This window comes from Gloeomargarita sp. SKYB120 (assembly GCA_025062155.1).
In the GTDB taxonomy this organism is placed as follows: Bacteria; Cyanobacteriota; Cyanobacteriia; order Gloeomargaritales; family Gloeomargaritaceae; genus Gloeomargarita.
In genome coordinates this window covers 1-7294 of the sequence record JANXAM010000055.1, presented here as the reverse complement: position 1 = coordinate 7294, position 7294 = coordinate 1, and the positions used below count along the sequence as shown (strand labels likewise).

The window sequence follows — 7294 nt, the reverse complement described above, 5'->3', positions numbered from 1 at the left end:
TGGCAGTGGGTTTGACTCCCAAAATCTCCTGGTAGCCAAAACAGGGTCCGTGTCCTGCAACCCAACGGATGATGAGCCTAGAGAACCTAAGCGTCAGGCCGACGGATAGATTCTGAAATTGGCTCAATGGCGGATGAAACAGGCTGTTGGAAGTGGGAAGGTCGTGGTAGCGTCTGGGGCATAAGCCAAAAGCACACCCCGTCCATCACTGTTGCTGTTAACCAGGTTGCCCCGGCAACTAAAAGTGTATTGATGATAACAGCCGCTAATCCCAGCGGCGCAATCAAGAGAATGACGAGGGTAATGACCCCGTTAACCACCGCTAGGATGACATTGCGCACCTGCAGTTGCCGCACATGCAGAATTAACCAAGCACCCCGCCGCGTCATCATGCGCACTCCTAAAATCCTTTCGCCCAGCATATCGCCGTTTAGAAGATAAACCTTCAAAAGCCTGGTCATGATGGAAGATGTAAAACTTCTGTGAAGGGTGGAATGGCAAATGCCTGACTTGAACTAAATTCTTCCAGTAGGTTGATATACTCAAGGACGTTTGTTTGGTGGCCGGTCTCATGACGTTTACAGTAATGACCTTTGCCCCAGTGCAGGGGTTTATCGAGCGCTCTCGGAAATTGCGCGATTTGTACGGCGGTTCATTTATCCTGTCCCACTTGGCACGAGCCCTGTGTGAGGCGGGGCAAGCGGAATTCCAGGATGACAAGGCGCTGGTGTCGCCGGCGTTGATTAACGTGACCCAAGGAACGCCAAACCAGATTGTCCTGGCTGGGAGTTTTCCTCGAAACAAGGGTCAGGAGGTCTTGAAGGGGACGTGGCGGCAACTGGCGCACACCTGCCGGGCATGGATAGAAGAGCAATTGCCCGAGTTGGACTATACCTGGCAGCGGCACTGGAATCACTGGGCGGAACACGCTTGGGAGTTTTTCTGGGGCCAGGGGGAAACGATTACGGAAGCTCGGCGGGCCATCAACCAAAGCAAGCGCAGCCGGGACTGGGTCGGCGTCAACTGGCAGGGAGAAAGCTCCACCTTGTCGGGGGCAGATGGCATTGCCTGGCCGGGCATGGGCCGCCAGCGGGATAGCCGCACAGTGTGCCTGAGTGACGACGACCGCGAGATTCGGGCGTTTTACCAGAAGCTACAAGACCTGCTGGGCGAAGCGTTTGTAGATGCAAACGAACAACTGAGCATTCCAGAGTTAATCAAACGCCTGGTGACCTACTACCCAATCGCTCGGCGCTTGGGGCTGCAAAGGGAAGTCCCAGAGACGTTTCGAGAAATTCCCGACCAGCAACGCTCGCTGTGGTTTGCGGGGGATGGCGATAGCATTGGGCAACACCTGCGCCGACTGAAAGAGCAGGGGGAAGACGAAGCTAAGGCTTTGCGGGACTTTAGCCACGCCATGATGACCTGGGGTCAGGAGCACCTGAAAAAGGCAGTGGACGACCACCTGGGGCGCGTGATCTACGCTGGCGGCGACGACTTCCTGGGGGTGTTGTACTCCACAGAGCGATGGACGTTTTCTCCCCGGGCGGCGCTGGCGTGGCTGTCGGAAGCGTTCCCCACCATCTGGAAGCGACACGGTCAGCAAATTACAGTCAGCGTAGGGGCGGTGCTGGCCGGGAATCAAGTGCCCCAGCGGGAAATTCTCCAGCAGGTGCGAGAGGCGGAAAAGTCGGCTAAACGCCAGGGACGCAATCGCTTGGCGCTGCGGGTGCTTTTCAATAGCGGCAATTGCATCGAGTGGGTGTGCCCCTGGGAGTTTTTGCAACCCCTGTTTCGCAGCTACCGCGACCGGGAAGGGGGACAAAACTGGACCCATATATATTAATGACGTGGCGGTGTTACAGGCCCGGCGGGGGTTGGAGAGTGACCAAGTGGCGCTGGCGCTGTTTGAGGTGTACTTTGGCCCCCAGAACCGGCAAACCCTGGAGCGGAATATCCAGTACTACACCGGCAACGAGCGGCTGGGAGATTGGGTCAGCAGTCTCGCGCAAGTGGGGTTTCAGCTATGTTCCGATACCTGATTACCTTGGAACCGCTGGGGTTTCTCTACGGCAGTGCGGGGCGGTTTTTGTCGCCGGAGAATCTGGTGGGTCGCGCGGGGATGAGTTTTCCGCCCCAAGCGCCAACCGTATCCGGTCTTTTTGCCGCCCGTTACGGCGCCGACGCCATGAGGGCTGATAAAGGCTGGCAGTTTGCGGGGCCGTTTTGGAGCTATGTGGACAACCCCCAAGACTTCTACGTGCCGACGCCCATGCATTGCCTGGTGAAAGAGGGCCAAGTGCGACATCTCCTGCGCTGGAACGGCCAAGGCTGGCAGCCGGAGACGGAAGAAAAGTTTGATAAGCGGGGTTGGATACCTATCAGCGCTTGGAGGCAGTTAAAGCCTGGGCAAGCCGTCACTGCCGACCCTTGGACGTTCTGCCCGCATTTGCATCCCCGCTTGCAACCGGAGCAGCGGCGGGTGTGGGTTGATGAAACCAGACAACGCGGGAGTTTGTTCCTGGAAAATGCGGTGGCGCTCCAGCCAGGGGTGTGTTTGGCCTATTTGAGTAGCCATCCACTCGACGCGGGCTGGTACCGGTTTGGGGGGGAAGGTCACCTGGTGCAGGTCCAGTGCCAGGAGCTAGACAAGTCCATCCAAGAGTTGCTCAACCAGCCGGTGGGCCAGACCTTTGCCACGATTACGGCGGGGGTGTGGGGGTCGAACCGCTTGTCCTATCGCTGGCCAGTGAATCAGGAGGGTAAGCCGTTGTGGCCGGTGACAGCGTTGTTAACCGAGCGTCCGCATCCCTACCGCTACCGGCTGGGGGGCACTGGCACGGGGCGACGGCTCTCCCGGGGGCGCTATGCCGTACCAGCGGGGAGTGTCTATGTGTTGGGGGAGGCACTCCCACCTTGGCAAGCGTGGCCGGACGAGTGGTTTCCCCAGGAGGGTTATTCCTTCAAACGCTGGGGATGTGGCCTGGCGTTGCCTTTATCCGTTGACCAACCGCAGTTCGCAGTTTCCTAGTGGAGGATGTATGTACACCAAAGCCTGCGGCATTATCGAGACGCTGGCGCCGTTGCATGTGGGAGCGAGCGCTGGGGAAGAAACAGGCAACTTGAATCTCATCTTCCGGGACCAGTTCACCCAAACGGGGATCATTCCGGGAAGTTCGATTCGCGGGCGTTTCCGAGCGGAGATGCGGCGAGAGGGCAGCCCCTACAAGGGCGACGTCAATAAGTGGTACGGCCACGAGGCGGTCGAGGGTCAGGCGGATGGCGGCACGACCGAAGCGCTGGTCAAGTTTGAATATGCGTCGCTGGTGTGGTTTCCGGTGTTTTGCCCAGGCCAGCCGGTGGTATGGATTTCCTGTCCCCGCCTGCTGCGGCGTTACCAGATGATTACGGGTGTGGAGGCGCCCTTGCCCAAGCCCTATACTGCAGACCCTACGCTCCAGGCCAAGCAATTCAGCGACCAGAAAAGTACCCGCAAGGTGTTGTTTTTCAACCTGGGGTTTTTGGAGATTGAGCACGAGCAGGATATGAAAGCCTGGATTCCCAAAGGCACGAGCCTGCAACCCCAGAGCCTGGTGGTGGTTGGGGACAACGACATTGGCCTGTTGCACGATATGGGTCTCTATCGCCAGAGCCGGGTGAAGTTACAGGAGGATATGAAAAAAGTCGCGGGTGGTGCCTTCTTCAACGTGGAGGCTATCCCCGAAGGCAGCGTGTTTGTATTCCCAATTGCCCTGAAGGAAAAGGGCTGGGACCCCTTTGCCGGGCAAGAGCAGGTCGAGATGTACTTCGGCGGGTTGGAGTCTATCGGTTTTGGTCGTTGTCGCGTGACGCTAGGAGGCGAGTACTGCTGATGGCTTGGCAAACGTATGGGCTGGACCAGGAGGCGCAAAAACTGGTCCTAGCAGCGAAACAGCGCAATCCCGAGTCCCTTAACCAGAGCTACAAGATGCGAATGGCGGTGGCCTACGGGCTGGAACGGTTCTGGGGCGAGCATTTGCGCCTGCAGGAAAGGGAGCCGGATAAAGCGCGTTACTGGAAAGACGTGTGGGATACCCTGGCGCACATCCTAGCCAGGGCCCACATCACGCTCCCCAATGACCCAGTCCGAAACGGGAACGTGCAACAAATCCGGGCCATGTCGGAAAAGCTCTGGAGCATGCCCCTGGAGGACCAGCGGGTTGCTTTAGCGATTCTCACCCAGTTATGCGATTGCCTTGTCTGGTGGACCCAGCGTTACAAGTAAGGAGTGTGTACCATGCCGCCAATTCCCGACGTGCTGAACAAAATTCCCTTGATGTACCGCGCGCAAGTAGATGGGCGCTGTCAACTGCAACGCTTACGCCCTAAGGCAGACAAGCAGGATGCCCAGCGCTGGGTGGAGGAGTGGATTGAGCGCGCTTATCCCCAGCCCCCGGATTTTGGTCCCGGCGTGCAGACCCGCACCTACAAGCTCAGTTGGCGATTTGTGACCAACGGCGGTCAGGACGACGGCATCATCCGGCCAGTGGTGGGTGCGCGGGGCTGGCCCTTTTACCCTGGCAGCAGCATGAAGGGGCTGTTTCGGAGCGCCTGTACTCCCCAACAAAAAGCGCGTTACTGCGGGCGACCATTACCAGGGGGCGACTGGGCGCCGGGGATTTTGCGTTTTCATGGCGGGTATCCCGTCAACGACAAGTGGAAAGACCGGCTCCTAGACCTGGTGCATCCCCAGCAGAACTACCAAGTGAAAGGGGGAGATGCCTACCATGCGGCTTTCATGATGATTTCTCTGTACCAGCCAGAACTGAAGTTCGGCATTTCCAGTACTGAACCATTGCCCCCTGAGGAGTGGGAAGAAATCTGGCGCATCTGGGAGCGAGCGCTGGCCAAAGGCATTGGGAGCCGGGTCTGTGCGGGCTATGGTCACCCAGCCAGCATCAGCGGCGATGAACTCTATCCCCCCCACAAGCTCTACGGGCGGGGCATGGCGTCCCTAACGCTTGACGGCGCGGAATTTCGCCCCAATATCTTCCGTGCGGCCATTCGTGGTCATGCGCTGCGGATTTTTGGGGGGCTGTTGCCGGCGGGTGTAGCCGAACGAGAGGTGGACCGGCTGTTTGGGGGCTTGGGCCGGCGAGAACCTGTCGTGGGCCTGGTGGGCATGAAATTTGTCACGGAGCGTCTGGTACTCAAACCCTTTGGGCAGGAGCCGTATCGGGTGGAAACTTACGAGGTGACGGGACAACTCAGTTGGCTGCTGACCCGACCGCTTCCCGAGGAACAGCGAGAGGCGCTCAAGCAATTGCTGCTGCGGCTGACCCAATTTGCCATGATCTTGGGGGGCTTTGGCAAATCCTGGCGACGGGCTGACCACCGATTATTTTTCCCCGAATACTACCAGAGAAACAGGCGGCCCTATATTGGTTGTCACTGGGAGTGGATGGCCAACCACCAGCGGGACGTGCAAATCATCAGCCCTAGCCACGTGGGCAAATTCATCAATGACCGGTTGCTACCGGCGGCCAAAAGGTGGCTGGAGTTGCAGGGGGTGCGCCTGAATGACGAATACGCCCGGGAATGGCGGGAGAGCTGGCACCGCGACAAGGTCCAGGTGTGGGGGCGCATGGCCGAAAACCAGAATGATTCCCTAGCGATTGAGTGGCTCCACCGTCCCTACACCCAGGGCCAGAGTATTAAGGCCAGTTCGCTCACCGGCAAGCTCGGACGCATTGGGCGGCTGTGGCACCGGATGTATCGCCACTATCAAAAAGACTCCCAGAGCAACCAAATCACCAGTAAAGCCACTGGCCAATACATCGAACTGCTGACGATCTTCCCTGATAATTCCCGCGAATGCCAGCAATTTTTGCGGTTTTTGCAGCAGCAAGGGGAATTCCAACGGGTGTGGCCAGGATAAGGTCCATGATTGTTACGTTTTGTGTACGCGAACGATTCGGCCAGAGCCGGAAAATCCCGTATTTTCGTGGAATCGTTCGATCTGGCTCCCCATCGGGGTTTCAGGCGATTTTCAAGGGCATTGAAAAGTACAAAAGCAGTACAAATCTCGAATCGTTCGCAAACTGGTCTTGCAACGCCGTCTGCATCAGGGTTTTAATGGGGACTGTCTCTTTTCGGTGAAGAACCGGATTTGTTGGAAACTCATTCACGCTATCAATAAACCGGCAAATTAAACAATAGGTCTCTTTTCGGTGAAGAACCGGATTTGTTGGAAACGCCAGTGGGTGGGGGGAAGGCCTGAAAAGACCCAAGTCTCTTTTCGGTGAAGAACCGGATTTGTTGGAAACAAGGAAGGTGAAGGCGATGTAGCAGGGTAGTGTCGGGTCTCTTTTCGGTGAAGAACCGGATTTGTTGGAAACCACATAGACCCGGCCGGCCTCTGTGTAAGTTAACCATGTCTCTTTTCGGTGAAGAACCGGATTTGTTGGAAACGGACCGCTCGATGGTTGTCCGGCTAACTAAAGTCATGGGTCTCTTTTCGGTGAAGAACCGGATTTGTTGGAAACACGAATTCCTCCCCGCGGGCCAGGCGGGGTTGAACGCGGCTGTCTCTTTTCGGTGAAGAACCGGATTTGTTGGAAACACGTCAATGTGACCCTCCGGACAGCCCAGGGAGCGGGGTCTCTTTTCGGTGAAGAACCGGATTTGTTGGAAACTTGTCGCACGCGTTACCAAACGCGTGCGGAACAGAATGTCTCTTTTCGGTGAAGAACCGGATTTGTTGGAAACTGAGTAATTTTGCTTCAGCGACTTCCATGTCTTGCTCCGTCTCTTTTCGGTGAAGAACCGGATTTGTTGGAAACTACAGCATGTTGTCGTAGCTGTACCCCAGAAAGAAGTCTCTTTTCGGTGAAGAACCGGATTTGTTTGTTGGAAACCGGGCCGAAGGGAACAGCAAAGCCTTTTTTTGGGGTTTCTTTCTGCGATCAGATTTATTGGAAATGCGCTTTTCCAAGCGCTTCTTAGGTTTGAGTAGGGTGTGTTTCCTTCTGGCTCGCGTATTTTATGAAACGCTTAGCAATTACCTTATTGCTTTGTCTTTCTCTGGTTTCTCCTGTTTGGGCCAAACCTTGTCCTCGCGCGGATCGGCACCGGGGGGAACCTAGCTCCCGCATCTACCGAGTGGTCACCCTGCCCGAGATGGGCCTAGCGCTGAAGGTGCCCAGCAACTTCCACGTGATTCGCCATGCGAGCGGTTTATAGCTGAGCAGCTTCGGTTTGTCAGGGCGATGGCAGGAAACCCCAAGGTGGAGCCGCGCCCTGCGACCCAAGAGCT

Annotated in this window: 8 protein-coding genes and 1 CRISPR repeat array; of the genes, 7 read left to right on the top strand and 1 reads right to left on the bottom strand. The window is 56.9% G+C overall.

Annotation, left to right across the window (positions count from 1 at the left end):
- Nucleotides 1–86 precede the first annotated feature (86 nt).
- Nucleotides 87–392: a CRISPR-associated protein Csx18 gene (gene csx18, locus NZ705_12180; protein MCS7293701.1), complete on the bottom strand. Its 306-nt coding sequence runs from the start codon at nucleotides 390–392 to the stop codon at nucleotides 87–89.
- A gap of 179 nt (nucleotides 393–571) precedes the next feature.
- Here csx18 and NZ705_12175 point away from each other — a divergent pair, with 179 nt between their 5' ends.
- The 7 genes from NZ705_12175 (at nucleotide 572) to NZ705_12145 (ending at nucleotide 7221) form a co-directional block, all read left to right on the top strand.
- Nucleotides 572–1846, top strand: coding sequence for a hypothetical protein (locus tag NZ705_12175; GenBank protein ID MCS7293700.1), 1275 nt, complete (start codon nucleotides 572–574; stop codon nucleotides 1844–1846).
- Nucleotides 1847–1850: 4 nt separating this feature from the next.
- Nucleotides 1851–2042, top strand: a complete 192-nt coding sequence (locus NZ705_12170; GenBank protein ID MCS7293699.1) for a hypothetical protein — start codon at nucleotides 1851–1853, stop codon at nucleotides 2040–2042.
- On the top strand, nucleotides 2027–3031 hold the full coding sequence (locus NZ705_12165) for a type III-B CRISPR module-associated protein Cmr3 (protein MCS7293698.1): 1005 nt from the start codon (nucleotides 2027–2029) through the stop codon (nucleotides 3029–3031). The genes NZ705_12170 and NZ705_12165 overlap by 16 nt, the downstream gene beginning before the upstream one ends.
- A gap of 10 nt (nucleotides 3032–3041) precedes the next feature.
- Nucleotides 3042–3872 (top strand): RAMP superfamily CRISPR-associated protein, encoded by an 831-nt coding sequence (locus NZ705_12160; GenBank protein ID MCS7293697.1) that lies wholly within the window; start codon nucleotides 3042–3044, stop codon nucleotides 3870–3872.
- Nucleotides 3872–4264, top strand: a complete 393-nt coding sequence (locus NZ705_12155) for a hypothetical protein (protein MCS7293696.1) — start codon at nucleotides 3872–3874, stop codon at nucleotides 4262–4264. Before NZ705_12160 ends, NZ705_12155 begins: the two co-directional genes overlap by 1 nt.
- A 12-nt stretch (nucleotides 4265–4276) precedes the next feature.
- On the top strand, nucleotides 4277–5917 hold the full coding sequence (locus NZ705_12150; protein ID MCS7293695.1) for a hypothetical protein: 1641 nt from the start codon (nucleotides 4277–4279) through the stop codon (nucleotides 5915–5917).
- 206 nt (nucleotides 5918–6123) lie between these two features.
- Nucleotides 6124–6896: a CRISPR direct-repeat array (repeat unit 36 nt; unit sequence GTCTCTTTTCGGTGAAGAACCGGATTTGTTGGAAAC).
- Nucleotides 6897–7023: 127 nt separating this feature from the next.
- Complete coding sequence (locus NZ705_12145) at nucleotides 7024–7221, top strand: hypothetical protein (GenBank protein ID MCS7293694.1); 198 nt, start codon at nucleotides 7024–7026, stop codon at nucleotides 7219–7221.
- Nucleotides 7222–7294: the final 73 nt, after the last annotated feature.